Genomic DNA, 257 nt, shown 5'->3' on the forward strand with positions numbered 1-257 from the left:
GAATCTCGGACGGTCGCCAACGAGTAATGTACGCGGATTATCTAGCGGTTTCGTCCATAGTAGAGATCCGCCAGTTGCCGCCGTACGTAATCCGATGTGCGTTACGAGTCCCCAATCCGCAGTTGCAACGGGGAATACGACTTCTGCGGTATTTGCTACGGTTTGCTGACCGCTAACGAGCGTCGGCGCTCCGAATGTAACCGCCTGCCGTGCGTATGAACCTCCGCTTACTTCCGTGCCGGTATCCGCCGCTGTTG

General features: G+C 56.8%; 1 protein-coding gene. It reads right to left on the reverse strand.

The features are described from left to right. The coding region (locus CA598_RS32660) for a phage tail fiber protein (RefSeq protein ID WP_483874408.1) at positions 1-257 on the reverse strand (257 nt) is incomplete at both ends.

Origin of the sequence: Paenibacillus sp. VTT E-133291, from assembly GCF_002264395.1 — a bacterium.
In the GTDB taxonomy this organism is placed as follows: Bacteria; Bacillota; Bacilli; order Paenibacillales; family Paenibacillaceae; genus Paenibacillus_AQ; species Paenibacillus_AQ nitricinens.